The organism is Actinokineospora sp. UTMC 2448 (assembly GCF_024760565.1).
GTDB lineage: Bacteria > Actinomycetota > Actinomycetes > Mycobacteriales > Pseudonocardiaceae > Actinokineospora > Actinokineospora fastidiosa.
Genome location: NZ_CP031087.1, coordinates 2,232,632 through 2,258,510, shown reverse-complemented (window position 1 = coordinate 2,258,510; position 25,879 = coordinate 2,232,632). Strand labels below are relative to the sequence as shown.

25 protein-coding genes and 1 CRISPR repeat array are annotated in these 25,879 nt (G+C 69.5%); of the genes, 9 read left to right on the top strand and 16 right to left on the bottom strand.

Annotated elements, in window-relative coordinates; genetic code table 11:
- Positions 1 to 15: 15 nt before the first annotated feature.
- Both Actkin_RS10770 and Actkin_RS10765 read left to right on the top strand, forming a co-directional pair.
- On the top strand, positions 16 to 510 hold the full coding sequence (locus Actkin_RS10770) for a hypothetical protein (RefSeq protein ID WP_258906931.1): 495 nt from the start codon (positions 16 to 18) through the stop codon (positions 508 to 510).
- Positions 511 to 1,415: 905 nt separating this feature from the next.
- Positions 1,416 to 1,697 carry a hypothetical protein gene (locus Actkin_RS10765; RefSeq protein WP_258906930.1) on the top strand — a complete coding sequence of 94 codons (282 nt, stop codon included), beginning with the start codon at positions 1,416 to 1,418 and terminating at the stop codon, positions 1,695 to 1,697.
- Positions 1,698 to 1,876: 179 nt separating this feature from the next.
- On the opposite strand, the gene Actkin_RS10760 is transcribed toward Actkin_RS10765, so the two are convergent.
- Both Actkin_RS10760 and Actkin_RS10755 read right to left on the bottom strand, forming a co-directional pair.
- Positions 1,877 to 3,151 carry a pentapeptide repeat-containing protein gene (locus Actkin_RS10760; protein WP_258906929.1) on the bottom strand — a complete coding sequence of 425 codons (1,275 nt, stop codon included), beginning with the start codon at positions 3,149 to 3,151 and terminating at the stop codon, positions 1,877 to 1,879.
- Between the two features lie 139 nt (positions 3,152 to 3,290).
- The gene (locus Actkin_RS10755) at positions 3,291 to 4,013 is read right to left on the bottom strand and encodes an NPCBM/NEW2 domain-containing protein (RefSeq protein ID WP_258906928.1); all 723 of its coding nucleotides are present in this window, start codon (positions 4,011 to 4,013) and stop codon (positions 3,291 to 3,293) included.
- 116 nt (positions 4,014 to 4,129) lie between these two features.
- Here Actkin_RS10755 and Actkin_RS10750 point away from each other — a divergent pair, with 116 nt between their 5' ends.
- From Actkin_RS10750 to Actkin_RS10735, 4 genes are all read left to right on the top strand, one after another.
- Entirely contained in the window at positions 4,130 to 4,390 is a 261-nt protein-coding gene (locus Actkin_RS10750; RefSeq protein WP_258906927.1) for a DUF1883 domain-containing protein, read from the top strand.
- Positions 4,391 to 5,200: 810 nt separating this feature from the next.
- Complete coding sequence (locus Actkin_RS10745; protein WP_258906926.1) at positions 5,201 to 5,482, top strand: SAV_915 family protein; 282 nt, start codon at positions 5,201 to 5,203, stop codon at positions 5,480 to 5,482.
- On the top strand, positions 5,479 to 5,829 hold the full coding sequence (locus tag Actkin_RS10740; protein WP_258906925.1) for a hypothetical protein: 351 nt from the start codon (positions 5,479 to 5,481) through the stop codon (positions 5,827 to 5,829). The genes Actkin_RS10745 and Actkin_RS10740 overlap by 4 nt, the downstream gene beginning before the upstream one ends.
- The gene (locus Actkin_RS10735) at positions 5,826 to 6,947 is read left to right on the top strand and encodes a hypothetical protein (protein ID WP_258906924.1); all 1,122 of its coding nucleotides are present in this window, start codon (positions 5,826 to 5,828) and stop codon (positions 6,945 to 6,947) included. The genes Actkin_RS10740 and Actkin_RS10735 overlap by 4 nt, the downstream gene beginning before the upstream one ends.
- 168 nt (positions 6,948 to 7,115) lie before the next feature.
- On the opposite strand, the gene Actkin_RS10730 is transcribed toward Actkin_RS10735, so the two are convergent.
- The 3 genes from Actkin_RS10730 to Actkin_RS10720 form a co-directional block, all read right to left on the bottom strand.
- Positions 7,116 to 7,496, bottom strand: a complete 381-nt coding sequence (locus Actkin_RS10730; protein WP_258906923.1) for a site-specific integrase — start codon at positions 7,494 to 7,496, stop codon at positions 7,116 to 7,118.
- 88 nt (positions 7,497 to 7,584) lie between these two features.
- Positions 7,585 to 7,893: a hypothetical protein gene (locus Actkin_RS10725; RefSeq protein ID WP_258906922.1), complete on the bottom strand. Its 309-nt coding sequence runs from the start codon at positions 7,891 to 7,893 to the stop codon at positions 7,585 to 7,587.
- 52 nt (positions 7,894 to 7,945) lie between these two features.
- Positions 7,946 to 9,412 (bottom strand): pentapeptide repeat-containing protein, encoded by a 1,467-nt coding sequence (locus Actkin_RS10720; RefSeq protein WP_258906921.1) that lies wholly within the window; start codon positions 9,410 to 9,412, stop codon positions 7,946 to 7,948.
- 601 nt (positions 9,413 to 10,013) lie between these two features.
- Here Actkin_RS10720 and Actkin_RS10715 point away from each other — a divergent pair.
- The gene (locus tag Actkin_RS10715; protein WP_258906920.1) at positions 10,014 to 11,096 is read left to right on the top strand and encodes a hypothetical protein; all 1,083 of its coding nucleotides are present in this window, start codon (positions 10,014 to 10,016) and stop codon (positions 11,094 to 11,096) included.
- 944 nt (positions 11,097 to 12,040) lie between these two features.
- On the opposite strand, the gene Actkin_RS10710 is transcribed toward Actkin_RS10715, so the two are convergent.
- Positions 12,041 to 12,391: a hypothetical protein gene (locus Actkin_RS10710; RefSeq protein WP_258906919.1), complete on the bottom strand. Its 351-nt coding sequence runs from the start codon at positions 12,389 to 12,391 to the stop codon at positions 12,041 to 12,043.
- Between the two features lie 258 nt (positions 12,392 to 12,649).
- On the opposite strand from Actkin_RS10710, the gene Actkin_RS10705 reads away from it, so the two are divergent.
- Positions 12,650 to 12,904, top strand: a complete 255-nt coding sequence (locus Actkin_RS10705; RefSeq protein ID WP_258906918.1) for a hypothetical protein — start codon at positions 12,650 to 12,652, stop codon at positions 12,902 to 12,904.
- Positions 12,905 to 12,909: 5 nt separating this feature from the next.
- Complete coding sequence (locus Actkin_RS10700; protein ID WP_258906917.1) at positions 12,910 to 13,050, top strand: hypothetical protein; 141 nt, start codon at positions 12,910 to 12,912, stop codon at positions 13,048 to 13,050.
- A gap of 76 nt (positions 13,051 to 13,126) precedes the next feature.
- Here the strand turns inward: Actkin_RS10700 and Actkin_RS10695 are convergent, their stop codons facing one another.
- From Actkin_RS10695 to cas3, 10 genes are all read right to left on the bottom strand, one after another.
- On the bottom strand, positions 13,127 to 13,543 hold the full coding sequence (locus tag Actkin_RS10695) for a hypothetical protein (RefSeq protein WP_258906916.1): 417 nt from the start codon (positions 13,541 to 13,543) through the stop codon (positions 13,127 to 13,129).
- Between the two features lie 56 nt (positions 13,544 to 13,599).
- A complete protein-coding gene (locus Actkin_RS10690) occupies positions 13,600 to 13,836 on the bottom strand; it encodes a hypothetical protein (protein ID WP_258906915.1) in 237 nt (78 codons plus the stop codon).
- A 54-nt stretch (positions 13,837 to 13,890) separates the two neighbouring features.
- Positions 13,891 to 15,400: a CRISPR direct-repeat array (repeat unit 28 nt; unit sequence GTCGTCCCCGCGCACGCGGGGCTGGTCC).
- 1,770 nt (positions 15,401 to 17,170) lie between these two features.
- Positions 17,171 to 17,515 (bottom strand): type I-E CRISPR-associated endoribonuclease Cas2e, encoded by a 345-nt coding sequence (gene cas2e, locus Actkin_RS10685; RefSeq protein WP_258906914.1) that lies wholly within the window; start codon positions 17,513 to 17,515, stop codon positions 17,171 to 17,173.
- On the bottom strand, positions 17,512 to 18,456 hold the full coding sequence (gene cas1e / locus Actkin_RS10680) for a type I-E CRISPR-associated endonuclease Cas1e (protein WP_258906913.1): 945 nt from the start codon (positions 18,454 to 18,456) through the stop codon (positions 17,512 to 17,514). The genes cas2e and cas1e overlap by 4 nt, the downstream gene beginning before the upstream one ends.
- The gene (cas6e, locus tag Actkin_RS10675) at positions 18,456 to 19,109 is read right to left on the bottom strand and encodes a type I-E CRISPR-associated protein Cas6/Cse3/CasE (RefSeq protein WP_258906912.1); all 654 of its coding nucleotides are present in this window, start codon (positions 19,107 to 19,109) and stop codon (positions 18,456 to 18,458) included. The genes cas1e and cas6e overlap by 1 nt, the downstream gene beginning before the upstream one ends.
- The gene (gene cas5e, locus Actkin_RS10670; RefSeq protein ID WP_258906911.1) at positions 19,109 to 19,813 is read right to left on the bottom strand and encodes a type I-E CRISPR-associated protein Cas5/CasD; all 705 of its coding nucleotides are present in this window, start codon (positions 19,811 to 19,813) and stop codon (positions 19,109 to 19,111) included. The genes cas6e and cas5e overlap by 1 nt, the downstream gene beginning before the upstream one ends.
- Positions 19,810 to 20,934 (bottom strand): type I-E CRISPR-associated protein Cas7/Cse4/CasC, encoded by a 1,125-nt coding sequence (gene cas7e, locus Actkin_RS10665; RefSeq protein ID WP_258906910.1) that lies wholly within the window; start codon positions 20,932 to 20,934, stop codon positions 19,810 to 19,812. Before cas7e ends, cas5e begins: the two co-directional genes overlap by 4 nt.
- On the bottom strand, positions 20,931 to 21,530 hold the full coding sequence (gene casB, locus Actkin_RS10660) for a type I-E CRISPR-associated protein Cse2/CasB (RefSeq protein WP_258906909.1): 600 nt from the start codon (positions 21,528 to 21,530) through the stop codon (positions 20,931 to 20,933). Before casB ends, cas7e begins: the two co-directional genes overlap by 4 nt.
- Positions 21,527 to 23,143 carry a type I-E CRISPR-associated protein Cse1/CasA gene (casA, locus tag Actkin_RS10655; RefSeq protein ID WP_258906908.1) on the bottom strand — a complete coding sequence of 539 codons (1,617 nt, stop codon included), beginning with the start codon at positions 23,141 to 23,143 and terminating at the stop codon, positions 21,527 to 21,529. The genes casB and casA overlap by 4 nt, the downstream gene beginning before the upstream one ends.
- Entirely contained in the window at positions 23,130 to 25,808 is a 2,679-nt protein-coding gene (gene cas3 / locus Actkin_RS10650; RefSeq protein ID WP_258906907.1) for a CRISPR-associated helicase Cas3', read from the bottom strand. Before cas3 ends, casA begins: the two co-directional genes overlap by 14 nt.
- Positions 25,809 to 25,879: the final 71 nt, after the last annotated feature.

Below are 25,879 nucleotides of genomic sequence, written 5' to 3'. Positions count from 1 at the left end.
CGATGAGGTGTTTTCGTGTCGACCACTGAGGATCTGACCTGGCGGTTCGAGCTGCGGCTGTCAAACCGCGAACGCTGGGTGCCGATCACCGCCAAGATCGCCGGCGACGAGTACGACGGCTGCGCCGAGCACGTCGGTACGAAGGAGATGCCCGGCATTTGGCAGGACGCCGCCGAAGCAGCGCCGGAGGAACTGGGGCGCGTGCTGCCGTTGCTGGCCGAGACCGTCGACCGACTGGGCATGACCGGTGCACGGATCGTGGTGTGGGAAGGACTGTGCGCCAAGGGCGACCCCGCCTGCGTGCTGGAAGCCACCGCAGACCAGTTGGCGATCGGTCGGCTGGAACACACCAACCCGTTGGTGCAGAAGGCGTTGCAGGACGTGACGCGCCGGATCTGGACAGCGAAAACGCATGCGACCAGCGCAGACCCCGGTACTTGTCGGGGGCGAGGTCGCGTCGCTGGGTGTCTGTGCCGTCGGCCCTACCCTGCTCGAACACCTAATGGCTAACGATGTCACCCCGCCGTTCGCCGCGTGACCGACGACCTCGACGGCGACCCTGACCTTCGGGACCTCGCCGATGTGCTCGCCGGGCACCCGTCCGAGGACCGGCCCGTGCTGGCGGTCCCCCGGGTCGACGCCGACGGCCCCGCCCTCGCACGACTTACCGGCCTCCTACCACCGCGCCGTCGCCGCGCACGTCCGCCAAGAACTGGGCGGACGTGGGCACCTGACCTGCCTTCCGCCCGCGGGCTCACCCGGCCCCCAGTGGGACGGCCGCCCTCGGCCTCCGTCGCCTGCCCGTCGTCACCGGATGACGTTGGCGAGCACAGGGAGACGGTCGCTGAGGGGCGCGGCCGGTGGCTTTGAGCAGGCGGGTGCCCTCGACGGGGCGGGGGCGAGCGGGGCGACGTCGTGGTGGCGGTGCTCGGCGCGGATGGGTCGGGAGCGGTGATCGCGGCCGACTCGCCCGTGCGCCCCCGCCCGCACGGCTCGGGGATCACCGCGTGGTCCCGCAGGTTCCTCTACTGGACTACGGCTGGATAAGATCGAGCTGTGAACGACGAGCGGCGACGACCTACGTGGTGTCGCTGTCGTGTGGATGGGCAGCCTGCTCGTCTGTGGAGCTGGTCGATCGGCAGCTTCCCCGCGTTGCTCTCGTTGTTGCTCTCGTTGCTCGTTCTGCCGGAGTCGCCTCGATCGGGCGCGGGCACTTCCGTCGGTAGGCGCCGGTTGCGTCGTCTCGGGTTCCCGGACGATCCTCTGATCGTCAGTCCCTGCGTTCTGCAGGCGTAGGCCGGCCCGCCCTCGTCAACCGTTGTTGACAGGGAGCGGGGTTGAGCTGTGCGCCGCCGACGAGGGCGCTGCAAGGGCACGGTCACCCCTGGTCTTCGAGCCATCGGAAGGACCAGGCGATGAGCGCCTATCTGAACCTACTGATCGACGTCACCCTCCGGCTCGCGGAACCTGCGGTCTTGACCGACAGGACGAACGCGCCGGAGGTGTTGGCCCACCCGGTGATCATAAAGGTGTTCACCGCCTTCATCGCATGCCTGCTGGGCTTGGCGATGGCGGTGGTAGCGGCGGTCCTGACGAAGCCCACCCAGGGGCTGCGCCTGGCCATCGTGGCCGCTGCCAGCACGTTCGCTGCAACCGTGCTGCTCTGCCTGGCGTTGCTCAGCTACGTGCTGTCGTAGCGTCGCAGCGCTGCTTGCTCATCGAACCCGGAGCGGCTGAGCCGGAGATGTCCGGCTCAGCCACTCCGACCAGGTGTTGCTGTCACTCATGATCGGCATGCCGAGGTTGACCGCACCGGCAGGTTGGCGGCCGTCGCGTGCTCGGTCGAGCCGATCAGCCTGCGCGCGGCCACGGATCATCACCCGGCCACGGTGCCCTTCACCGCCTCCTCCTCCGGCGCTGACATGAACTCCGCCAACTCCGCAGGCACACCTCCCGCGAACCGCGCCCCCTCGAGTCTCGTCCACGGCGACGGCGTGTTGCGGCCCGCGTAGCGGGTGCTCGGCAATGTCGCCCCACGGAACACAGCGCCGCGGGTGAAGGTCGCCCGGACGAAGCCGACCCTGCCGGTGAAGGTCGCCCCGCCGAAGACGGCGTTGCCGGTGAAGGTCGCCCCGCTGAAGTAGACGTCGGTGAAGGCCACCCCGGCGAAGTTCGCCTGCCGCGTGAAGGTTGCCCGGTCGAAGTCCGCGACATCGGTGAAGGTCGCCTGGCGGAACGAGGCGGCGCCGCCGAAGGTCGCCTCGGTGAAGATGGCGGAGCCGGTGAAGATCGCCCCGGCGGAGATGACGTTGCCGGTGAAGGTCACCCCGCTGAACCAGGCCTCGTCGATGAAGGTAGCTCCCCGGAAGGAGGTGGTGTGGACGATGCACCCGCTGAGGTCGAGGTCGGTGAGGGTGGCGTTGGTCAGGTCGACGTCGATGCCGGTCCAGAACGTCTCGACGGGGTTGTCGGGATTGTCGCCGGGGTGTAGGTGGCGGGCGAGGATGCGTTGAGCGGCGAGACGAACCTCGCGCTCCTGGACCTGCTCGCGGTGCTCCGCGATCAGCTCTTTGCGGACAGCGGGGTCTGTGATGTCGTCGAGGACGGGCGGGTTGTCGGGTGGGGTGTAGGGCATGCGCAGGTAGGCGCACAGCACGTTGACGATGGTCTGCCGCTGCTCGCCGTGGTCCTGGGCCAGGCGCTCCAGTGCGTAGAGCCCGCCCAACCGCACCGGCGCCTTATCGGAACCGAGCTGCTCGACAGCCTTTGTGTAGAGCTCAGTGATCCGGCGCGCCTCGGCGTCGTGTCGGGTGGTCTCGGCGGTCTCGCGCTGCAGTTCGTAGGCGCGGGCGACGTCGGCCTGGTCCTGCTGTTTCTGCGCCAGGGCGATCTCGGTGGAGCGTTGCCGCCGCCACGCCAGGTACAGGCCGAACAGCCCGCCGGTGCCCAACAGCACGGTCAACCCGATCCGCACCAACTCCAACTGGGTGGGCGCCTGCGGCGAGCCGCCCTCGACCAACGACCACAACAGGGCCAGCAGCCCACCGACCACCACCACGACCCCGCCCACCGCGGCGGCGACCGCCCGCTTGGAGGGCGGCCTCATCGGCGCGGGCGGGCGCTCGGGCTGCGGGACCGGGGAACTCGTCACCCACTGATCATGGCGCATCCCCAGCGCTGTCCTGTGGCTCCGATCGGTGCGCGTCCACGACCCATGGTCGCTGTGAACGGCCCCCACGACCTGCTGACCCGTCTGACCGCCCTGCCCCTGCTCCGCGTCATGGTCATGGTCATGGTATGAGCGTGGGTGATGCCCAGACCGCTCGTTGCTTCGCGCCACAGTTGACATAGCCCTTAGCTCGGATGGTGAGGCGGAAGCCGCGGTCGCGGCCAGCGGCAAGATCTGCGGTCAGCTGCTTTTCCTCCCCCACCTTGGTGATGACGGCCAAGGCTGCGCGTTCGCCGTCGACCAGCACCTCAAACTCGAGCTGATCCTCCTCGTTGGAGTCGTCTGCTTGCCCCACGATCACCGTGAACGTGCGGTACTTGCGGCTCAGTGTGTAGGTGTGCTCCTGAGGCGGCTCGTAGCAGCCGAGCTTGAACGAGATCGCGTCCGTGCGCAGCGTCCCGTTCATTGTGACGGCGTCGGTGCTGTCGACACTGCGTTCCTCGGTGGTCTCGAGGTTGATCAGCGAGATGGGACCTGTGGACACGGAAGGAAGCGTGGACGAAGCAGCCGTGCTGGACGAGATCGTCGTGCTCGTGGTTACAGTCGACGACGTGACCTCGGTGGCGACGGTGGTGGTCGCCACCGTCCGGAACGTCGTCGTACCCGGTGCGGTCGCCGTAGTGGTGGCCTGATTCTGCGAACCGAGGACCCGCTCGACAAAGCTTAGGGCGCCGTCGATGTTGGCTACTACCGCTATGGCCACACCCAGTGCTCCGACCACTGCGGTCAGCTTGCCCCAAAGAGGGATCTTCTTCTTCGTACTGTCACCCTCAGTGTCTGTCATCAGAGAATGATCAGGCATGCACGTGATCGGCCCGCGAGCGGGGTCCGACGACGGCCTGCCGATCCACCCTGGGTTGGCCGTCGTCGGGTAGCGTGCGTGCGCTACTACTGGGTGGCATGGACTGCTTGTTCTGGGATCTGGGGTTTCAGCCCGGCGGCACGTGTTTCGAGGTGTCGCTGCGCGGGTCGGCGGCGAACGTCTTCCTGGTCGACGCGGAGGAGTTCGCCGCCTACCAGGCGGACGAGGAGTACGAGTACCACGGCGGCTTCTACGACTTCACCCCGCTGACGCTGCAGGTGCCCTACGACTACGACTGGTTCCTGGTGGTCGACGGCAACGAACGCCGGGTCACGGTGTCCTTCGAGGAGATCACCTGACGCACCCCGACCGGCTCGTGTCCGAGGCCGCACAGGTCGGTCTCGCGGCAGACGTACAGGCAGGACCGCGTGATCGCCCGCCCCACCCACACGCGGGTCGACAAACTCCTTGCTGCGCCGACGCCACCACCAACCCACCCGCCAACCCCCTTCCGACACCGGTCCCAGGACGAGGCAGCGCCGACAACGATCACGACCGACCCGGGCACTCCACAAGCCCGCCCGGACAAGCAGCAACAACAACAGGACGACCTCGGCGACGTCCCTGGACTCGATGGCCACCGCTTCGCCGCCCATCCTCCTCTTGGTCGGCGAACCACCACCCGGTGCACGCGTTGCCTGATCACGCGGGTGATCCGGAGAGAGGGAAAAGGAGCCCGGGGTGACTCTTGGCCATTCCTCGGTCGCGCACGCTCTGCGGCGAGTTCACGCCGTTGGTAACTGTGTGTGCAAGTTGTGCGGACAGGTCACTGTCGCGAATAGTGAAGGGTCGTCGCGGTTATGGGGTTGTGGTGTGTCGATGCGACGGGATGCGTCAGAAGCTCTGACTGCGGTGGGTAGTGATGCTCGACGTGCAGGCGCAGCGGTGATACCTAGTGACCCTTCGGTAACCCTAAGTCTTCCTTCGGTGTTCCTTCTGTGGCGTTTGCTCGGAGGTGGCGCGGGTCATGATGGGCCTGTCAGCGCGGGGGCGATCGGATTGGTGGGACGAGAGGCAGGAGCGGGATGACGGGACCGAAGCCGGGAGGCGAGTTGGGGTCGACGTGGGAGCCGATCGACCCGCGGAAGTTGGGCGCGGAGGAGTCGTCGGTGGTGCTGACCGAGGGCACGGTGTTCGTGCTGGGCCGTCGTGTGCGTCCTGGCGCGGACGGTCTGGTCGTGGAAGTGCGCGAGGTCGACGGGTTGCGGACGATGTTCGCCTACTCCTCGCTGCAGCGCCTGGTGGACGGGTGCGGTAAGCATCAGCCGTGGTTGGAGCTGAAAGTCGGGGTGCGCGCGGAGGACGTGCAGGTGGATGTGGGCGCGGACGTGGTGGCGTGGAACGCGCACTTCCCGGCCAGTCTGCGCCAAGTGGGCGGTGATGACGCGTGAGTGGGCAGACGAAGGTCAATCTGCAGGAGCTGGGCGTGATCGCCGATGCAGTCGACGCCGCGGGCGAGGAACTGCGCGAGCGGCTCGACACGGTCACCACCGACACCGTCGACGCGGGTGCCTCCACGTCGATCCTCAACACCGTCTTCGGCCACATCGTGATCGGCACGACCGCGCTGCTGGAGGAGTTGGACAGCACGCAGTGCACGGTGCGCGTCTGCGCCGAGGACTACGCGACCACCGAGCAGCGCAACATCGAGTCGCTGTGCGCGATAACCGACATCGGGCCTCGCACCCCCCAACCCAACTACCTGGGAGCTCAGTGGAACGGGGGGATGTGCCGATGAAAGCACCGCTTCCGGGGCTCGCTCCGCCGACCGGAATCACCCCGGCCTCGCACAGCCTGGGCACCGTCGTCTCCGGACAAGTCGAGGGGATGCACTCCCGCGCGGACTGGCTGATCCGGCTCGCCGAGTGCGCCGACCGCGTCGGCGACACGATGCATGCCCAGCGCGCCAAGACCGAAACGGTGTGGCCGGGCGACGCAGGTGACGGCTACCGCGAGAAGCTGCGCGGCCACGGCGACCAGGCCGAGCACCTCTACACCGCCGCGAGCACCATCGGGGCCGCGCTGCGCGTGCTCGCCAGGGAGATCGCGGCGGTGCGCGCGACAATCGACCAAGCCCGCCAGGACGCCCGCGCCGCCGGGTACGTGACCACCTCCAACACCATCGAGTTCCCGATGCCCCTGGTCAACCCCGCCGCGAGCGGCCCAAGCGCAGGCATCGTCACCGCGGTCACCACCGCCCGGCAGCGCGAACGCCACGCCCACGCCGAGTTCGCCCGGGTGGCCCACCCGCACCTGACCTTTCTCGACTTCTTCTTCAAGACCATGCCCAACCGGATCGTGGGCCTGCTCCGCGGAACGTTCACCACCGCCACCCGCGAGCACGCGGCAAATGCCACGAAGCTGCGCAACACCGTCGCTAGCGCGGCCGCGATGGTGACCTCCGCCGACGGCGTCGCCCAGCAGGCCCTGACCGACACCATCCGCAAAGGCCTGCCCGGCGTCGTCATCGACCACTACATTCAGCAGCTCCGCCGCCCCCTCGCCTACGACCTCAGCGACGCCCTCAAACTCGGCACCACGACCGCCAAGGGACGCTTCGCGACCGGGTTCAGCGCCTCCGGCGGCGCGCTCAGCATCGCGGGCACCACCATCGCCATCGCCCAAGGCGCCGAACCCGACCGGGCCATCGCCACCGGCACCGCAAGCTGGGCCGCCGGGGCCATCACGCACGGCGCCATCGTCGCTGCCCTCGGCGTCAGCGGCCCGCCGGGCTGGATCGCCCTCGGAGCCGGCCTTGTCGTGTCCGCCGGTGTCGGATGGATCGTCGATCACCACTGGGACTCCATCGAGGACTGGGGCTCCGACCGCATCAACGACATCAAGAACCTCTTCTGACCACGCACCTCACCCGCCCCGGGGCACCTGCGAAACACTCCCAGGCGCGCCCCGGGGCGGTGCGCCGTCGCGTGGACTGCCGGTCGGCGGCCTGCTCGTCGTGTGGGCCGCTGCGGCCGGGTTCGCCCTGTACTCCCGTCCCCTAACTCCTCGCGTCGGCCTGGGCGATCAGCGCGCGGGCCTCTCCCGGTCCAGGCCCACGGTGGCGGTGTGATCCGGGTCCACCGTCGGACGCTCCACCCCGACCGTGGGGTTGCCGGGGACGAGGTCGTGGCGGGCCAGGTAGCGGTACAGCGAGCTGACCCCGGACAACCGCCGGCAGATCGTCGCCGCCTCCGCCCCGGCGTCGGCCAACCCCGACACCCACAAGTCGACGTGCACGCGGCTTACTGTCAGCACGTCCACGCCCCGCCCCTGGCACCAGGCCAGCCATGCCCGCACGTCCTGCAGATACGAACGCCGCGTCCGCGCCGACCGCAGACTCGACAACCACGCCGACACCAGCAACCGCTCGCGCTCCGGCAACTCCACCACCGAGGGGAACTCCACCACCGCTCGGTCGACCAACTCGCGCGCGACCCCGCCGACCCGGCCAACAGGTCTGGAGCCTGCGCCAGGGTGATGACCGCGCCGGTACTCATCGGTCGCCCAGATGCGAGGCCACCTTCTCCAGTTGGAAAGCGACCTCCCGCAATGCCTTCGTCTGCTTGTCCACCGCGGCCAACTGCGCGGCCAGCAGCTCGTGTCCGCACCGCATCTCGTGATACAGCGCGCGCAACGCTGCCAGCTGCGCTGAAGCGATTTCGGCCGGTCGGGACGGGGAGTCCTCGGCGGCGGGTGCCTCTGCCACGTCGTAGATCGCCATGACCTCGTCGAACCACAACTTGCTCAGCGCGCGGTGTTCATCGAAGGACTCAGGGGTGTTGGTGCCAGCGTCCGCCGTCATGATCGTGACGCTAGCGGGGGACACCGACAGAACCGGGTGATACAGCGGATTATCACCCGGTCCCGCCCTCGCGCTCGCCAGACGACTCCGGCCCGGCCGACGACGGGGACACGAACTGCTCCACCTCCGGCGGCACACGCTTCTCGAACCGCGCACCGGAGAAGTCCGTCCACGGCGATGGCGTCTCGTCATCCACGTAGCGGGTCTCCGGCAACCCGGCCTTGTCGAACACTGCGTGGCCGGTGAAGGCGGCCTCGTGGAACGAGGCGTTGCCGGTGAAGGTAGCCCCGTCGAACCAGGCGGCGCCGGTGAAGGCGGCCTTGCGGAACGAGGCGTTGCCGGTGAAGGCGGCCTTGCGGAACGAGGCGTTGCCGGTGAAGGCGGCCTCGTGGAACAAGGCGTCGCCGGTGAAGGCGGCTCCGTCGAACCAGGCGGCGCCGGTGAAGGTGGCCCCGTCGAAGAAGGCGGCGCCGGTGAAGGCGGCCTCGTGGAACGAGGCGTTTCCGGTGAAGGTGGCCCCGTCGAAGAAGGCGGCGCCGGTGAAGGTGGCCCCGTCGAACCAGGCGGCGCCGGTGAAGGTGGCCCTGTCGAACAAGGCGTTTCCGGTGAAGGTGGCCCCGTCGAACAAGGCGTCGCCGGTGAAGGCGGCCTCGTGGAACGAGGCGTTTCCGGTGAAGGTGGCCCCGTCGAACAAGGCGGCGCCGGTGAAGGTGGCCCCGCGGAATCGAGCGGTGCCGATGGTGCAGTCGGTGAGGTCGAGGTTGACGAGGGTGGCGCCGGTGAGGTCGAGGTCGGTGTCGGCCCAGAAGGTGGTGGCGGGGTTGTCTGGGCCGGGGCCTGGGCGGAGGTGGTGGGCGAGGATGCGTTGGGCGGCGAGGCGCACTTCGCGTTCTTGCACCAGTTCGCGGTGTTCTGCGCGCTGTTCGGTGTCGGCGTTCTCGGGTGGGTCAGTGGGGATGGTGTAGGGCATGCGCAGGTAGGCGCACAGGACGTTGACGATGGTCTGCCGCTGCTCGGAGTGGTCCTGGGCGAGGCGCTCGAGGGCGTAGACCCCGGCCAGGCGGACCGGGGCTTTGTCGGAGCCGAGTTGGTCGGCGGCCTTGGTGTAGAGGTCGGTGATCCGGCGGGCCTCGGCATCGCGTTCGGTGGCCGCGGCGACCCGTTCCTGGTGCAGGCGGGTGGTCTCGAAGCTCTCGCGCTGCAGCTCGTAGGCGCGGGCGACGTCGGCCTGGTCCTGCTGCTTCTGCGCCAGGCCGATCTCGGTGGAGCGTTGCCGCCGCCACGCCAGGTAGAGGCCGAACAGGCCGCCGGTGCCCAGCAGGACGGTCAGCCCGATGCGCACCAGCTCCAGCTGGGTGGGTGCCTGCGGGGAGCCGCCGTCGACCAGCGACCACAGCAGGGTCAGCAGCCCGCCGATCACCACCACGACCCCGCCCACCGTGGCGGCGACCGCCCGCGTGGAGGGCGGTTTCATCGGCGCGGGCGGGCGCTCGGGCTGCGGAACCGGGGAACTCGTCACCCGTTGATCATCGCGCGTGCCAGCGAACCTGTTCCGGCGGTCTCGCCCGGTGCGCCGTCCCCGCTTGACCTGTCCCCGTTGATGAGCCGAAGTTCCTGGGCCTAGCGGCGGGGGGTGATCTGGACGGGTCCTGCGGTCAGGGTGGCGTCGAGCAGCCACAGGCCGCCGACGACGAGGGCGCTGCAGACGACGAGGACCACCACCAGGCGGGTGGTCATGCCCCAGGAGCTGAGTGCGTGCCCGATGACACCGGACAACGTCTGTGGCGGGCCGGGCGGTGGGTCACCTGTCCACGCGTGGGGTTGTGGGTTGGTCGTCATCGTGGCTCCTGGCGGTGTCGGAGGGGCGCCCGGTTGGGTGCTGGTCCCAGCTGCCGCTGGGTGTGATCATCAGGGTCAGGGCAGGGGGGTTGTCCGGCCACCGTGGCAGCGGACAATGCCCGTGATCAGGGCATCCGGGTGTCGGGCAGGACGGGGTAGAAGGGGGTTGGGTGTCCTACAGCGCCGGGGGGTGGAGCCGCGGCGAGGAGCGGCGTCCGGCTGGCCGGCCGCTGGAGGTTGACGCCGAGCGGCTGCGTCGGGAGCGCGGGTGGACGCCGGAGTTGGCGGCGCTGGTGGCGGAGTTGAACCTGTTGTGCGTGGCGGGCGGGTTCAGCCGCCAGGAGGTGGCGGCCCGTATGGCCGCGGACAGCCCGCCCGGGCAGCGCCCGCCGTATCACGTTCCGGACGGGCAGGGCGGGTGGCGGCCCAATCTTCAGCGGATCTCCGATCAGCTCTCCCCACGGGACAAGTGCAGCCCACCCGATCCGGACCTGGTGGAGCGGATCATCGTGCTGCATGCCGAGGCCACCGGTGCCGATCCGGCGCAGACCCGACGTCGGGTCAACACCCTCTACCGGCCCGCGGCCGCGGCCGCCGAGAAGATCAAGGACAAGCGCGTCGTCGGCAAGGACGGGCGGCCCGAGGGACCGGTCGAGCGGCTGCGCGACAGGGTGACGGAGTTCCGCGCCGCCCTGCACCGCGAGCAGGCCAGGTCCCGGCGCCTGGCAACCGACCTGCACGCCGCCGTGCGCTCGTCCCAGGCCGAACTCTCCGCACGCGAACAAGAGGTGAGCGCCCAACGCCACCGGGCACAACAAGCAGAGCGGATCCTGCGCGCACGCGATGAGCACCACCGCGAGGAACTGGCCGCCGCCTATGAGCAGATCGCCGCGCTGCAGGCCACCGTCGAACGCCAACAGCTCGAGCTGATCGCCCGCGATATCGAACTGGAGCGCCTGCAGACCCAGGTCGATCAGCAACGCATCGAGCTGGAACGCCTGGAAAGCAGGCTGGCCGCGGTGCGCGCGGAGAACACCCGCCTCAACGCCGAGATCCTCACCGGCGACCTCGACACCGAGTTCGACACCGCGCTGCAGGCACTGCTGGCCCAGGCCGCCGCCCTCGAACCCGTCCTGGCCGGAGCCCGCAGCCGCATCCGCGCCAGCGCCCGCGAGAACGGACTCGACCTGCGCGGCCCCTCCTTCAGCGACCACCGACCCGGCCCCGACCACCTCCTCTCGGACACCCCGCCAACCCACTACCGGCCCCGACCGACACCCCAGCGCGAGTCACCCCTGCCCACCGTGCTGGTGCTCGGCCTGCTCCTGACCGCCTGCATCACACTCCTGATCCTGATCACCTGACCGCACCCCTTCGACCACCCAGAGCCCTGCTGGCACGGCGCGGGTCGACAGACCCAGCACGCGGGCCCGCAGAGTGATCGGGGAGAAAGCCGGATGCGGTCGCCACCGGGCCGCGGGCGCCCGCTACTACTGGGCGGCATGGACTGCTTGTTCTGGGATCTGGGGTTTCAGCCCGGCGGCACGTGTTTCGAGGTGTCGCTGCGCGGCGGGTCGGGGTCGCGCCGGCGGACGCCCCCGCGTCGATGACGCCGACAAGCGCTGCACCATCCTCGCCCGCCACGCGCGTCCCGGCGAACCTGTTCCGGGCCGCACATGCACCGCGAAAGCGCGTCCCCACGGAAAGCCGGTCTTGACCGACTCGTGTCAGGTCGGGCGGTCGTCGGTTCTGCTGCGGCGTCGCGGTTCTGGCCTGTGCTTGAGATGCTTGGAACGGCGCGGCTACCCTGCGGGGGCGGTGTTGCGGTGCAGGACAATCGCACCGGACACGGCGAACGGCCGCGAACCCGATGCCCTGCCGGTGTGGCTGCACCGACCGGGCGTGGTTCTCCGGGTCCACGGCCGCCGTGACCGCTACTGCCCCATCGGGTGGCAGCCCAGGAGCAGTACCAGGACAAGCAGCAGCCCGGCTCTCGCCCACGCGGGGGCCGGGCTGTCGCTCATCACGAGCTGAAACACCCAATCCGCCACGCAGGGCGCCAGCGCCTCAAGCCGCCGCCTCGGTCGCCCTGGTCCCGGCTCGCCGGGGTCCAGGGACCTGCCCTTCACGGGCTCGGCCATCGAGCCCCACCTCCTCGCATCCCACATCCGGAACGCGCGGGAACCCCGGCCGGGGTTCAGCGACCGCGGCCCCGGTACCGGGGGCCGCGAACGCGAGGAGGGCCGTTGCCGAACAACCGCCCGTGCGGATCACAGGGTAGTGCGGACCCCCTGACAGCCTCGCCGACTCACAGCGGCGGAACAGGCCCACACATCCCCGGAAGCAGCGCGCGACGAAGACCTCCGGCGCAGGTCAGAGCGCCGCAGAGCTTCCGCTGGCCTGTTGCGGAGGACGAACACGCTCGTCCATCGCGGTGTGGCTGGGCGGGTCGGAAAGGCCTGCGCAGACACCTAGGGGCGGCGTTCCCGCTGGTCAGGCAGATGGGCGAGTCCGAGTCGACGGCGAAGAGCAGGTTGTGGTCGAGGGCGATGTAGAAGATGCGGAAGTAGTAGATGAAGCGGTTGTCCATGAACAGCGAGTACTCGGTGCCGTAGACCGAGTAGATGATCCCGCCCGCGAGGTAGTTGCCATCGCCCACGCCCACCCGAGCGGGCCGACTCCGGCGATACACTGACGGCGCAGCCGTTCAGAGTCTGACGACGGGCTGTCGCGGCCGATCCCGCGCTTCCCTGCCCCTGTCTCGCTCACGCCTGGCGATCACGCTCGCACGTGTGTTCGACTGTCGGTGTGCATCCGCGAGCCCGTGCCGAGCGCGACCACCGGCAGCGACAGCGGCTGACCGACGGTTCTGACCGGCTGCGGGAGCTGGCCCAGGCGCGCCGCGGCCGAGGAGCGGATGCGGCTGCTGCTGGCCTACGGCCGGGAGTTCGTCGAGCCGCGCCCCTACACCCTCGACGTCCTGGCCCAGGCCGCGGGCATGTCGGTCTCCGGGGTGCGCACCGCCTACGACGACGACCACATCAACGACGTGCGCAAGCGCATCGGCGCCCGCCTGCGCCGCCGCGAGGACACCGAGCCCCACACCGAGCCCCAGCCCGAGGTCACCGCGGCCGCGCCGCTCTCGGCCGTCGACACCAGCGGCGAGCGGTGACCGGCGTGGGCAACGTGTGGGTGCTGATCCCCGAGGACGAGGCCGTGCCCGCCCTGCTGGCCGCGGCCGAGGAACTGCTGGCCACCCTCGCCCACGCCAACGATCCGGAGACCAATCCCGACGCGGACACCGACGGCGGCGGTTGACCGCGGTGCCCGGATGTCGACCGTGGCAGTCGCTGTGGTTGAGAATGGCGTCGGCGAAAGTGTCCAACGTTCAACATCACGAGGACACAGGGCGTGTTTCGACGTCGCCGACACCTGCTCCCACCATGGCTGTGAACGGTCGGCCGTCGGTGCCGAGGAAGAGGATGCGTTGAGTGAACAGCGGTGGTTTGTCATCGAGGGTGATGATGTTGTGGTCGCTGGCCAGTTCGAAGAGCGTGTTGGCGACCTCCCGGACGGTGGTGCGGTCGGGGTCGGCTTCGACCGTGAGCCCCTCCACGCGGATTTCCAGGACGCGCTGGTGCGGCAGCACGGCGATGACGGTACGCACCTGCGTGGGAATGCCTCCGTCCTGGCGGAGTGCGGCGATGTCGTTCGCGAGCCGGACGGCGGCGGCTTCCAAGGTGTAGCCGAGACCAATGCCCGCTTGAGCGCCCCACACAAAGTCAGGGTCCGGGAAGTTGAGGTGCGTCATGACGTAACACCCCTTTACCAGACGCGACGGCCCTGTGGCCGCCTGATCCATGTTGGCTACGAGTTCACGAACGGGCATGGCCAGGTAACGGTTCCGGTCGTTGTCGGGCCGGTTTCCGCTTCCGGCTCGGCGACGTCGGTGGCGTGTAGTGGGTGTACGCCCATGGTCGCGCGGTAGGTGCCGCCGCTGACGGTGCTGGCCTGCTCCAGCCAGGACTGTGCTGCGGTGGTGTCGGGGAAGGGTCCGATCCATAGGAGCAGTCGCCTCGCGGGCGGATCGACCAGCACGGCCACCGCGACGGGTCCTGCGAGGTCGATCCCAGAGTCGGATTCGCTGGCGACGAGTAGGTCGTCCCCGCGCACGCGGGGCTGGTCCCAAGGTCACCGACTCGGTCGCCAACTTCGGCGAGTCGTCCCCGCGCACGCGGGGCTGGTCCGGTCTTGGCGCTGGTCTGCCGCCGGCCGATCTCGTCGTCCCCGCGCACGCGGGGCTGGTCCGCGCCACCCCGCCGGGCGCGTGGGGACCGGCCTGTCGTCCCCGCGCACGCGGGGCTGGTCCCAGCTCCCGCAGCACGGGGCCGAGGTCCTCGGCGTCGTCCCCGCGCACGCGGGGCTGGTCCACGGCTGGACCGCGCTCACCCTGCTCAACGCGTGTCGTCCCCGCGCACGCGGGGCTGGTCCCGAGGCATTCCCGCTCCGCTCGAAAGCCTCGGAGTCGTCCCCGCGCACGCGGGGCTGGTCCGTGTTTCACGAACGGGTAGGCCAAACAAGTTGGGTCGTCCCCGCGCACGCGGGGCTGGTCCGCGCTTGGGGCCGAGGATGCGGTCCAGCGGGTTGTCGTCCCCGCGCACGCGGGGCTGGTCCGGCAACGCAGCCCGCCGACGCCCCACCAACCAAGTCGTCCCCGCGCACGCGGGGCTGGTCCGGGCTACGTGCCCGGAATCCGCAACATCAACAGGTCGTCCCCGCGCACGCGGGGCTGGTCCCACACCGGACTCGATGAGCGGGGTGAACGCGGCGTCGTCCCCGCGCACGCGGGGCTGGTCCCAGGGACCGTCATCGGCCGCTATTGGAACCGCGGTCGTCCCCGCGCACGCGGGGCTGGTCCCCTGCTGGTGCGCAAGGGAATCATCCGCTTGGTGTCGTCCCCGCGCACGCGGGGCAGGTCCGTACCTACCGATGGGAAGCAGACGGAGGTGGAAGTCGTGTCGTCCCCGCGCACGCGGGGCTGGTCCCCCGGCGCACCGGTCGGCCCCACCGGACCGGCCGTCGTCCCCGCGCACGCGGGGCTGGTCACAACCTGCCGGTCCTGGCGGTGCTGCGCGTCGGGTCGTCCCCGCGCACGCGGGGCTGGTCCGCGGCGACCGGGGATCGAGTCGGGCTCGAAGGTGTCGTCCCCGCGCACGCGGGGCTGGTCCGTGGGACGCGGCGTGCGGCCGACACAGGAACTCGTCGTCCCCGCGCACGCGGGGCCGGTCCCGAGGAGCACGTGGAGTTCGTCCGCCCGCGACCCGCGACGGGTGGCGTCGTCCCCGCGCACGCGGGGCTGGTCCCGTGCAGCGGGCGCCCCAGAACCTGGCCGCGCTGTCGTCCCCGCGCACGCGGGGCTGGTCCGTACCGCCTGGGGTTCGACGACGGACCCTGCGCGTCGTCCCCGCGCACGCGGGGCTGGCCCCCCGCTGGACTGGCAGGACATCCGCCTGCTGCGGTCGTCCCCGCGCACGCGGGGCTGGTCCCCCACAGGGCTGAGCAGCGAGCAAATGGCGCTGGTCGTCTCCGCGCACGCGGGGCTGGTCCCGTCACCGGCGGGATGAGCGGGTGCGGTGGCGTGTCGTGCCCGCGCACGCGGGGTTGGACCTGCCGAACGCAGCCCGCCTGGTCAGGGTGTTACTGGCCAGCCCAGGATGTGTTGTTCAGCGTCGTAGCGCTGAGCAACACATCCTCGCCCGGCTCGGGTGCAGACACCAAGGCATGCCCTCTGCGAACCGGTTCTAGCGCTGGAGGCCGGGCTGCTCATCTGGCAGGCGCACAGCCCGTTGCCAACCGCCCGCTGTGGGGAACACGCCGGCCTCGGCTCTGACGGCCGCACTGATGTGGTTCCGGGCAGATCGCGCCACATGGAGTGAGTCCCGGGAGGCGCACCGTCTCGCTGAGTAGTCCCGCCGATCGCACCACCTTGCGCGGACATCGACCGGCGAAGGAGCGCAATCCTGGTGCACACCTCAGACCTGGCGCGGGTCAACTTACTGCAATGCGCGCCGGACAGCAGCGCATGTTGCCCAGAAGGAGGTCGACCAAGCTGTAAGGCCAACAGCGAAGCAGGCCACCATCGCGATCAGCCGTGGAGCGCCTGACAAGAGGCCGTACCAGGACATCAAAGAGGCGCCTACCGCCGCACTCGTGGCGGTCAGAGTGGCGACAACGAGACGCATCGCATGAGTACGGTGGCCATCTCTCGGACAGTTGGGTGTTACTGTGCTCATTGGCAGCCCTTCTGTGATCAGTTCGAACGCAACCGGACAGTTCTCATGCGGAGGCCGGGCGGGCAGCTCTCGTACAGGCGAGCTGCCCGCATTCTTCATCAGGGAACCAGCGAAGCTCGGAGCCCCGCATATGCGAGGAGCACGGCTCAGCTGCACCAGCCAATGCAGTCGGACCAGCCCACTGCGTAGTGGGAGCGCCTAACTCGCAGACATCCGCACCGAAGTCGGCTCCGCTGACTCATGATGGTGATCATGCCGCAGTTCTCCTCCCTTCGTCAGACGCTGGACAAGCAGCACTTTCCAACGCAGTGTTCGGGCATACCAACGCAGTATTCACTTCGACCGCGAAGGGTGTCCGTCTGCCGGGCGACTAGAAGTGAGCGTCCATGGAGAAAGTGCGAGTAGCGGGGTCAGCCTGAATATGATTCATGCTCACTTGAACCTGGCTCCTACTTCGGGTCGCTACAGCATCCGACCCCGGGTGCAAGACCCGCCCCCGCCCACCCCGCTAGCTCTGTATCAACAGGCACGAAGATCTGCACCGCCTGAAGGGACGGTCGAACCCACACCCTCAGGCGTGTCCTGGAGCCCTTGTGGCGCCTTTGACCCTCCAACGTCTGGCGGACACTGCAACCCCGCCACCTCCGCCCATCCTCAGGTCTCGCCATGCCCCAAGGCCGCTGGCCAGCATTGAGGTAGGCGATTCGGACGACGCGGCGAGGACGAAGGGGTGTCCAGTCCGGTCCGCCGAATCGGGCGATCAGAGGCTAACGGTGCCCGCAACGGCGTGGGCACTCCGAATCGATGGTTCTGCGGCAGTGACAATGCCCAGACTATCTGCACTCAACTCCCGTCGGCCTCAGCCCCGCGCGATCTAACGTCCGCTGAGGATCTATCGGATCCGGCTGGCCAAGCGGATGAACTTGTCTCGATACGCCCTTGAACAGCGGCAACGCGATCAATGCTGCACGGTCCCGCCATCACGCGCAGAGGCATTAAGGAGCGACAAAGTCGGCCGACACCCCATACCAGCGACTACGAAAGAAACCCACATATGTCTGAGGCTCCTCACGCTCGCCGCGGCACTCGGTGAACTCGACCACTCGAGACCAGTAGTCTGTTCATCTGCCAGTTCGGGCCTATGGTCACGATCTGCCGTAACGGCGGCGTTTGGCGGCGTTGCTCCAGCCTGTCTTTTGTTCCCTGCGCTCGTGTTCGGGGTTGGGGCGGAGCATGAGGTGGAGGCCTTCGAAGTCGACGGGGATCCAGTCGTGGCCGTGGACTGCGAAGTCGAGGCCTTGTTCGTTGTCGGCGGCGTAGACCATGATGGCTCGGCCGGTCTTGGCCATGTCGGTGACTCGGGCCCAGACGAGTGCGCGGACTCTGGCGGTGATCTTGCCGATGAAGACTCCGGGGGAGATCTCCATGAGCCATCGGGTGAGGTGGCCGCGGAGGCCTACGGGGCAGGCGGTGACGACGATGACGGTCATTCTTCGTAGGACACCCCGCCCGCGACGTTGCGTCCGTTGTAGTCCCACAGCATGACGACGTCCTCGAACGACTCGGGGCCGTACTCCTCGATGTCCTCGTCCGGGGTCAGCAGCGTCTGGATGTCCCGGACGCAGGTTTCGAGGAACTTGCCGTCCTTCATGGCGTCGCGTACGGCTCGGCGGGTTTCGGCGCCGATGTCGGAGGCGCCGCGGGCGGCGATGTCGAAGGCGATGGGCAGGGTGATGTCGGCTTTGTAGAGGTCGGCGATGTCGTAGACGAATGAGCGGATGTGGCCGGTGTGGACGAATCCGAGTCCTGGGGCGCAGCCGAGGGCGACGATGACGGCGTGGACGACGCCGTAGAGGCTGGTGTTGGCCGCGGAGAGGGCTTGGTTGACGGGGCTGCCGCCCTCGAAGTCGGTGGTGTCGTAGTCGCGGCGGTCCCATTCGACGCCGGTGCGTTCGGCGTGGGAGCGGTAGAGGCGGCGGACGCGGGCTCCTTCGCGGCCTCGCAGTTGTTGCATGGTCAGGCCGCTGACGTCCTCGCCGGGGAAGCGCATGGCGTACATCTGTCTGGCGACGCGGAGGCGGGAGTTGCGGTTGGTGACCAGTTCGGCCTGGCGTTCCAGCAGTCGGGATGACTGGGTCAGGGTGCGGCCGTGGGCGTAGTAGCGCACGCCGTGTTCGCCGACCCAGACCGCGGTGGAGCCGCTTTCGGCGAGCAGGACCATCGCCTGCTGACTCACACTCGTACCGGGTCCGAGCAGCAGCGCGCCGAGGGTGGCCGCGGGGATGTGGACGGTTCCGCGGGCGTCGCGGGCGGTGATGGCGTTGGCGTCGCGGTGCACGACGCAGTGTTCGAGGTAGACGAATGTCAGGCGGTCCGCGGCGCGGGTCAGCTGGGGCAGGGGTACCGGCTTGGCGCCGGGGATCTCGGGCATCAGCGGGCCAGGGTGAGCAGGCCGCAGCCGTATCCCTTGGCCGGGCCGATCCCGGCGGTGAGGGTGGTGCGGAGGGCGTCGGGGTCGGTGACGGTGAGGCGGCCTTCGAAGGTCGCGGTGGCGAGGGTGACCGAGCGCCCTTCGCGGGTGAACCGCTTGATGAGGCGGTCGCGCACGATGAGGTCGGGTTCCTTGTGCTCGCCGATGGTGATGGTGAACCCGTGTCGTTCGGCGCGGCTGATCAGCCACGTCTCCTGCTGCGCCGCGGTGACGTGCCCGAAGCGCTGGCTTCGCGCGCCGTCGCTCTTGCGTCCGCTGCGGACGGGGTTGGCGGTGAGCCGGAACGCCCAGTCGTCGCCTGCCGCGAGTTGGTCGAGCAGACGCCGGTAGTCGCCGATGCGCCAGGTCTGCTTGCTGGGCCAGCCTGCCTGTTCGACGAGGTTGGTCAGGTCGGGCCGGTGCGGGCTGGCCAGGTAGAGCAGGGTCTGGTTGCCGCGTTGGTCCACTCGCCAGAGGATGCGGCCGGTCGGGGTGGGTTCGCGTTCGGTGGCGGTGAAGGAGGACAGCACGGCCGCGTGCATGCGTTGGGGTGAGGAGAGCAGGCTGCGGGCACCGCGGCGGGCGGCGTTGATCTCGAACTGGGTCAGGTACATCAGACGGGCTCTCCGAGCAGGTCCATCGGATCATGCGAGTCGATGACCCGCTGGGCCGAAGGGTTGGGAACGGTCACCGGGTAGCGGGTCACCGAGCGCCAGCCCCACTGGCGGTGGGCGGGGTCGAAGGAGATGGGGTCGTCACGGACGACCTCGCTGCCCGGGGTGTCCGGGGCGCAGTCGCGGCTGATCGTCAGCTGGACGGTGGCCGCGGCCGCGCGTTGGACTGCGGGTGAGGCCAGCCAGGGCAGCGATTCCAGGACGCGAGCGATGTCGCCGTCGTGCAGGCCGTGGTCGAGCACCCCGGCCGGTGGGCAGGAGCGCCTGCCCAGGTAGACGGGGAACACAGGCCGGCGCAGCGCCTCGCGCAGTCCCAGCAGCAGTTGCTCGGGCCCCTCGATCGCCACGGCGAACACCGCGTCGGCCAGGTAGAACCGGTACGACAACGGCATGGAGACCGAGCCGTCGCGGGAGCGCGCGGTCTGGAAGTCCCGTTCGATCCGCCCGGGCTGCTCGGTGCGCACGCCGATCCGCAGCTGCAGGAGGTCCTCAAGCGGGTCGGTCCGGCGCAGCCCCTTGGCCGCGGCGAGCATGCCGATGACGCCGCTGCGGCTGGGGGCGCGGTCGGTGCCACGGCGTACGAACCGGCTGTCGGTGCCCCAGGACTGCAGTGGCGCCGCCAGGCGCAGCACCAGCGCGGTCACGGCGTCGACCGCTGCGCGACGAGCTCCCCGACCCCGCTCACGAGGCCGTCGAGGGACACCCGGGTGGCGACGTCGGCCAGCAGGTCGCCCCGCTCCCCCACGCCGACCGCCCACGCGGCCACCGGGGTCTCGTCGTAGGCGGTGTGCAGTTCGTCGGTGTGCTTGGCCAGCCGGGCGACGGCCCCGGAGATGCGGCCGCCCTTCTCGGTCTCGCCGATGGCCTCCTCGTAGGCGCCGACGAGGTTGATGGGCTGGGTCTCGCGGACCACGACGAGCACGGCGTCGGGCAGGGTGCGGTTGGCGAAGGTGTTCTGCTTGCCCGAGGGCATGCTGGTGACGAAGGCGCGGACGAACGCCTCGACCGCGCGGCGGGTCGCCTCGGTGTCGCCGAGCGTGGAGCGCAGCCGGTCGACGTCGACGTTGGCGTAGCGGTAGAGGGTGGAGGAGTTGAACTCCACCGTGCCGATCATCCCGGCGCCGGCGTCCTCGTTCTCGTCGGCGGCCTTGTGGTCGTCGACGGCGGTGAAGTAGTCGTACTCGTTGGCCACCGAGTGCACGCTGATCGCGTGCGCCACCTGGGCGGCGGCCTCGACGTTGAGGTCGGGCAGGTTGGCCACCATCCGCCCGAACAGCGCCACGTCGACCGAGTGGTCCTGGTCCGCTCGGGCCTTCGCCGCGGTCTTGTCGATCTGCGGCTTGTCCCCCGCCGCGGCGGCCTCGACGGCGAGTTCGGCGAGCCCGTCGATCTGGTGGTTGGACAGGAACAGCAGGAACTCCGACTCCTCCAGTGCCTCCTTGTTCCGCGGCGCCTTCAGCGTCACGCCCGCGGCCTTGAGCACGGCCGTGGCCAGTTCGACGCCCCGCTCGGCCAGCTCCGGCGCGCGCGTGCCGATCCGCTCGGCGAGCAGCTCGACGACCTGCTTGGTGCGCACGCCCAGCTCCGAGCGGTCCAGCAGCTCCTCGAAGGCATCCCGGGTCGCCCGCTTCCACGCCTGGCTCGACACCCGGGCCCGCCGCACCCCGCCGTACACCGCGCTCTTGGGGCTGCCGGTGTCGTCACGGTTGATGTTGCTCGGCGGCACGGTCTGGATGACGTGGATGTCGACGATGGTTCGGCTCACTGCGCTGCGTCCTTCTGCGGCTCGGTGTCCTGGGCGGACTGGGTGTCTTTCTGGGGGAAGTGGAAGTCACGGCCCCACCGGAGCCGGACCGCGTCGGCGCGGCCCGGTAGCTGCCACAGCCACAGGTCGTGGGCCAGCAGGCCGTAGTCGAGCTTGACCTGTGCCGAGCGCATGAGCTGGACCAGGCCGCGCAGGTGGTGGCTCAGCTCGGTGAAGCTGTCGGCGGTGCCGACGGCGGCGAACCGGCGCGTGACCGGCCCGTCGGCGCGGAGTTCGGGTGCGAGTCCGCGGACCGCGGACCCGAACCGCCTGCCGGACTGGTGCATGCCCTGGCGCTGGGACTGCTGGTGCAGCGCGTACAGGGTCATCGCGACGTGGGAGGCGTTCTCGGCGTAGCTGGGCGCGTCGTCACGCCATTCGCGGACGAACTCCTCGGCGTGGGTGTGGTCGACGATGTCCAGCACGCTGCCCGCGGGTTTGCCCGCACCGCGCCGCAGCCTGGCGAGGGCGGCCACGGCCTCGGAGTGGTCACGCAGGTATCCGCGTTGGAGTCTGCCGACGCGGTCTCCGACGATGGTCGCGATCTCGCTGGTCACGACGTGCTCCCGACAGGTTGGTAGGCGTGGGCGAAGGCGTCGCGCAGGGCGTCGCCGCACCACTTGCGTGCGTGGTTGGAGGTGATGAGCTTGCCTTTGCGGTCCGGTCTGCCGACCCAGGCGGTGGGCGACGCGCTGGCGACGAGGTCGTCGGCGAGGCCGCGGAGAGCCTGGTCGGCCGTCACGTGCCACTCGGTCAGCGCGTCCAGCGGGACGCTGTCCGGGCCGAGGCCCGCCAGCCACGTGCGGAACAGCGGATCGAGGGCTCCGTAGGCGTGCTCGACGGCCCGACTGCGTGCCCCGGCAGGCTCGCGGGAACCGGCGGCCACGGCGAGGTTCTCCCCCAGCCGTCCGATGGCGTTGGCCCCGGCCTCGCTGGCCGCCACCGCCTGCTTCGCCGAGCGGACGAGCTCGCCCGCGTCCTGGGCGAACAGGATCGCGCGGAGGCTGAGGGCGTCGTCGACGATCTCGGCGACGGTCGAGCTCTGGCTGCCGTAGGTCATCCCGATGGTGCGCAGGGACATCGGGTAGCCACGGGGGAGCACGCGCGTCGAGGTGAGTCGGCCGATCCACCGCAGGACCGTCGGGGGCAGCCGCTCGGCGCCTGCTGCGATGTCCGCCTCCGGGAGCATGGCCTGCAGGCCCCGCCAGATCATCCGTTCGGGATCGTGTTCGAGGGGCATGTAGACCGGGACGGTCGAGCGGAGCTTCTTCTCCTGCGCCTGACTACGACGCCACGCGGTGTGAGGCTCGTACGGGTGCATGTTCTGCGGCGTACGGCGGTCGCCGTTGGCGATCAACACCGCGGTGACGACACCGTCCTGGCCGACCAGCCGGATTCGGCGTGACTGCCAGGTGAACAGGTCGACAGGTCCGGTGGGGACACGGCCGTCGAGTTCCTCGGTCACGCCGAGGTGCTCGCGCTCCCAGGGCGGCAGGTCGGCGGCCTCGGGCAGGTCGAAGACGTCCCGGGGCACGAGGTTGAGCAGCAGGGTCTCGCGCAGGTTCCGTCCGCCGACGAGCACGCCGCCGATGGCGCCGGACCAGCCGACGCCGATGGGGTATCCCTTGCCGTTCTTCGTGCGCGGGTCGCTGGGGTCACCGGACTTGATCCCGGAGGGGTCGAAGGCCTGGCAGTGCACCAACCAGCGGGCCGCCTCGGCGAGCGAGAGCCGCAGCGGCGCGCCGATGCGCGTGGTGAAGAAGGGCTGGCCGTTCGGCACGTCGGCTATCAGCTTGCTCAGGTCGGAGAACTTGTCGTCGTTCGTCCGCAGCCGCGCGACCTGGAAGAAGGGAACGTCCGGGTCCCCCAGGTCGAAGCGGTGGGCATGCTTGGCCAGGTAGGCGTCGATGCTCTCGGTCGGCAGCGTGTCGGCCTGCCAGAGCGATCGCCACTGCGCCAGGCCGGCGGGGCCGTCGGTCGCGCGGTGCAGGATCGCCAGCAGCATCCGGGTCAGCGCGAACACCTGCGTGGGGACGTCGCCGAGGATGCCGAGGACGCGATGCGCGTTGGCGAACACGTCCACAAGGGACATGTCCTGCACCGTGCCGTCGGTCAGGCGAACGGTCAACCATGGCCGCTGAGTGAGATCGAAGCGGTCACATGCGTTCATGCAGCAGGCCTCGCGTGGGGTCGTAGGTCAGCCGGTAGCCGTGCAGGATGGCGCGACGACTGTCGTCGAAGGCAAGCACAAGATGGCCGCGAAGCGCACGGGTTTCCTGGAAACTGGAAACCCTGGTCTTCTCGAGCTCGTCGATCACCGTGTCGATCACGCCTTCGTGGCACAGAGCGTAGGGCAGGCGCAGCGAGCACGCGGAGATCACCCTCACCAACGGCCAGGGCAGTTCGCCCATCAGCGGGATCTGCTGACCGCCGCCCTTAATCCACTCCGGGGTGCGGAGTCCGCCGTCCTCGTCGCGCTGCACGACAACCACTTCCAGCGACTCGGCGCCGTCACGGACCTGCGCCATGCCCTGTGGACTGTCGTCGTTCACCTCGCCCGCGTGCGCGTGCAGCCATTCGACCAGATCGCCGCCGCTGGCTTCGGGTAGCAGGTAGGTCTGCGCGGCGTCTCGCCGTTTCCGTGACCGTTCCTCGGCTTTGGTCTTCGCCTCGGCCATCGCGGCCTGCCAGTCCGGCGGTCCGAGCGGGCCGTCTCCATAGGCGTCCTGGACGAAGCCCGCGATGTCGCCGGGAAGGGAGACGACGTCACGGTTGAGCAGCGCGGCGGCGCGGAGCAGGTGGTAGGGCTCGTAGACCTTCCTGGAACCCGGGACCGGAGTCGGCGGTGTGGTGGCCCAGTCGGCGCCGGTGATCGCGCAGCGAGGGCGAGCGGTCCTTTCCGGGCGGTGGTGGCGGTGCAGCCTGCCCATGCGCTGCAGGACGAGGTCGATCGGCGCGAGGTCGGTGACCATCAGGTCGAAGTCGATGTCGAGTGACTGCTCGACGACCTGCGAGGCGACGACGACGTGCTTGTGCGGGCGCTCCGTGCGCTCTCCGGGTGGGCCGAACCTGCGCAGCAGGTCCCGGTCGTTGGCGGCTCGGTCGCAGGCGAGGAAACGGGCGTGGTTGATCGTCACGTCGAACTCGGACGCCAGTCGCTCGGCGGTCTCCTGGACGCGGGTCACGGTGTTGCGCACCACGACGGCGCAGCCACCGTCCTTGAGGTGCTCGCGCAGGTAGGCGGTCAGGGTGTCGAGGTCGTCGTCGATGTGGTCGAGGGCGACGGAGGCGCCTTCGGGCAGGGAGAAGGTGGTGGGTGGCGTCGTGGTGCCGGTGATGACGGGATAGCCCGGGTGGCGTTGCGGCACGGTGGCGGCGCTGTCGTAGGCGCTCAGCAGCTCGGCCCTGCGGGCGTCGGGGAGCGTGGCCGATAGGAGGATCACGGGGACGCGGTAGGCGCTGAGCCAGTGCAGAACCCGGTTGAGATAGCGGGACATGTAGACGTCGTAGGCGTGGACCTCGTCGATGATGACGACCTTGCCCGCCAAGGCGAGGTGCCGCAGCATGACGTGACGGGACTTGAGCCCGGCGAAGAGGACCTGGTCGATCGTGCCCACCAAGAAGCTGGCGAGCCCGGCCTTCTTCCGCCCGCGCAACCAGTCGTGCGCCACCGCTCCGCAATCGGTCACGAACCGGTCCCTGCGGAGAAGCCCCGCGTAGGAGTCGTTCAGGTGCGCCTTGCCGTGGGCGAGGGTCAGGGTGGCGCCGCCGGGCATGCGGTCGAGCCAGTCCCGCACCCGGGTGAACATGGCGTCCGTCGTGGCCTGTGTGGGCAACGCGACGAAACAGCCGTTCGCACCGAATCGGTGGGCAAGGACCTCCGCCGACAACAGCGCGGCCTCCGTCTTGCCCTGCCCCATCGGCGCTTCGATGATCAGCAACCCCGGTTCGGGCATGGCGCTCGCGGCCTGCACCGCACCCGCCTGGATGTCCCTGATCGACTCGGCGGGCCGGTCGAACCGGCGCGCGAAGGTCGCGCCGACCTCCTCCGGCGCAGGCGCGATCCACCGCTCGGGAAGGGTCAGACCGGACCACCCTTCTCGCAGCCGGTCAATGCTCCGCTGCTCGTCCGGCCCGCCGGTCGTCCCGAGATCCCACAAGGGAAAGTACTCAGCGTTCGACGCGATCCAATCCGCGACGATGACGAGAGCCGTCAACAGGACCAGACTCGGCGTCGACAGCCTCAGCGCTCCGAGATCGGGCCGACAGCGCTCGTCGGCGCGATCGAGGATTGCCCTCCGGGCCCGCGCCCACTCCTCCCCGCCGGAGTAGTCGACCTGCTCCTCCGCCTCCGCGAGCCGACCCCAGTCCGGCGTCATACCGTGGTGGGACCCGACCACCGACGCCAACTGCGTCGCCGTCTCATGGTCGAGGCCGCGGTCCAACAACCAGTCCACAAGGGCCAGATGACCCACCAGGGCGTGGTTGACCCTGGACCGCAAGTCCCCCTCGGCTATCCGCGGATCCACCCGCAAACCACAGTCACCCATCGCCGCACACAACTTGCCCACTTGGACAGCGAACGCAGGACTGGCCTTGCCCACATCGTGCACCGCGGCCAACCACGTCACCAACCCACGAGCCGCCCCCTCCCCACCAACATCCTCACCGATCCGCCGCAAGACCGGCACGGGAACCCAATGTTCGGCCAACAAGGCCGCAACCCCTTGCGAGTCATCAAGATGCTGGTGCAACGGCAACCACTGCTCCACCTCCTGCGGCGGATACGGCCACGACTTGGCCCACACCGAGAACCACGAGAACTCGAGCCCCATTCACCACGTTCAATCTCAGGCAGCACGTACGCCCACACCATCGGAGCCCCTACGGTCCTGTTACCCCGGAT